The sequence below is a fragment of the Arsenicibacter rosenii genome (assembly GCF_001870735.1).
Lineage (GTDB): Bacteria > Bacteroidota > Bacteroidia > Cytophagales > Spirosomataceae > Arsenicibacter > Arsenicibacter rosenii.
In genome coordinates this window covers 1-2,176 of sequence record NZ_MORL01000106.1, presented here as the reverse complement: position 1 = coordinate 2,176, position 2,176 = coordinate 1, and the positions used below count along the sequence as shown (strand labels likewise).

The 2,176-nt window shown below is 53.7% G+C and carries 1 protein-coding gene; it reads left to right on the top strand.

The features are described 5' to 3' along the window. Positions 1 to 91: 91 nt before the first annotated feature. The coding region (locus BLX24_RS30045; protein WP_071506875.1) for an ABC transporter permease at positions 92 to 2,176 on the top strand (2,085 nt) is incomplete at its 3' end.

Genomic DNA, 2,176 nt, shown 5'->3' with positions numbered 1-2,176 from the left:
CGTCAAAGCCGCCCTGATGAACCCGGTGAAGTCGCTGAAATCGGAGTGACGTTTCCATTCCTGTTCCTGAGCATAAACAACAACTATACAGATGATCACCAATTACCTAAAAATCAGCCTCCGGAACTTATGGCGGAACCGGTTTTACACCAGTATCAATCTCGGTGGACTAGCCATTGGAGTGGCGGCATTTCTACTGATGCTGTTGTATGTGCGCCATGAGCTTACGTATGATACGTACCACACCAAGGCCGATCGCATTTGCCGCCTCACTACCGAGCTGAAAACGCCGGAAAGCCCGATGTCGCTGGCTTCCAGCCCTGCACTACTCGCTACAGTTCTGAACCGCGATTATCCGGAAATCGACAAAGCCGTGCGGTTCATGCCGACGCCGGCCGTTGTGCGGTTCGGCGATAAGCTCTTGAATGAGCCTTCGGTGTACTACGCCGATCAGGAGGTATTTTCCGTTTTTTCCTACAAATTCCTGGCAGGAAATCCGGCCCGGGCCCTCTCGCGTCCCAACACGGCGGTTGTTACCGAATCCTTTGCGCGCAAATATGCCAACCGGGTAGATGTGGTCGGCCAAACGTTTCAGTGCAACAAGCAGACCTATCAGATCACCGGCGTCATGGCAGACCTGCCCTCTAACTCCGATCTGACAGTCAATGCTTTACTATCGCATGATTTTTCCAAAGTGACCAGCTGGCTGGCCGACGACTTCAGCGCTTATACTTTTGTGCTGTTCAAGAACGCACCGGATCTGGCCCGGTTTGCCCGCAAACTTGACCGGCTTTCCCGCTCAGTCATTCAGCCCGAACTAAACAAAATGGGAGCCAAAGAGTATTCGCTTCTGTTCCACACCGAAGCTCTGCCCGATGTGCATTTCAGTGCCGGTAAACTAGCCGATCACCCCAAAGGCAACCGGCAGCTAGGCTACCTGTTCCTGTTTCTTGCCTTCTTCGTACTCATTGTTGCCCTGCTGAACTACGTCAGCCTGATGACCGCGCGGGCCACCGAACGGGCGCGCGAAGTGGGTATTCGTAAAGCCAACGGTGCACTCCGAAACCAGCTCATGGGTCAGTTTTTACTGGAAAGCGGGCTCATGAGCACCGGCGCGATCCTTGTTGCTACGGCTATTCTGGCCTTGTCGATTCCCTCGTTTAATCGTTTGCTGTCCATTGAGCTCCGGATTCATCCGCTTTCGGGAATGCTGTTCCTTTTCCTCACGGCCCTGGGTACTACATTACTGGGTGGTTTTTATCCGGCTCTGGTTCTGTCGGGTTACCAGCCGACCAGGGTGCTGCGTGGCTGGTCAGGAAAAACAGGACAGCAGGCGTGGCTACGCCAGGGCATTACCCTGTTTCAGTTCACGCTGTCGGTGGCTATGATCATTGGCGTACTGGTTGTCTGGAAACAAATGCATTTTCTGCAAAACCGGTCGCTGGGTTTTAATCAGGAGCAGGTACTGAGTCTTGCCCTACCCGACGACTCGGCCGCCAGGGCCTCGGCTCCGGTTTTCGTCAATGCCTTACGGCAACGCAGCGAAATCCGGCAGGTGTCGCCGGGCTCCGGACTCCACCCCGACGGATTGCTGCCTCAGGCCACGACTATCTTTCGGGCAAAAGGCAAAAAACGGGAAACGATGACGAACTACGGTTTCATTGATGAACACTTTGTCCCCCTTTTGTCGATGAAGCTAAGCAGCGGCCGTAACCTGACCAATACTATTACTACGGACAAACAGGAAGCCTTCCTGGTCAATGAAGCGTTTGTAAAAATGGCTGGCTGGGAGCAGCCGCTGGGTCAGGCCATTGAAGGCTTTATGCATAAAGGTAAGGTGGTAGGTGTTGTCAAAAACTTTCATTACCAGCCCCTCCACAATGCCATTGAACCACTGGTGTTGGTATACAACACCTTTCCGGCCAGCACGGTCCTGATCAAAGTCCGCCCCGAATACCTGCCATTGGTGCAGTCGATCTGGAAAAGCAGTTATCCGGAATACCCTTGTGACTACTCGTTTCTCGACAGTACCTTCGATGCGCAGTTCCGGAAAGACCGGCTGATGATGACGCTCTTCAACGGTTTCGCCATCCTGACCGTTATGCTCTCCTGTCTGGGTCTGTTCGGACTGGTGACCTACACCACCCGGCAGCGGACCAAAGAAATCGGCATCCGG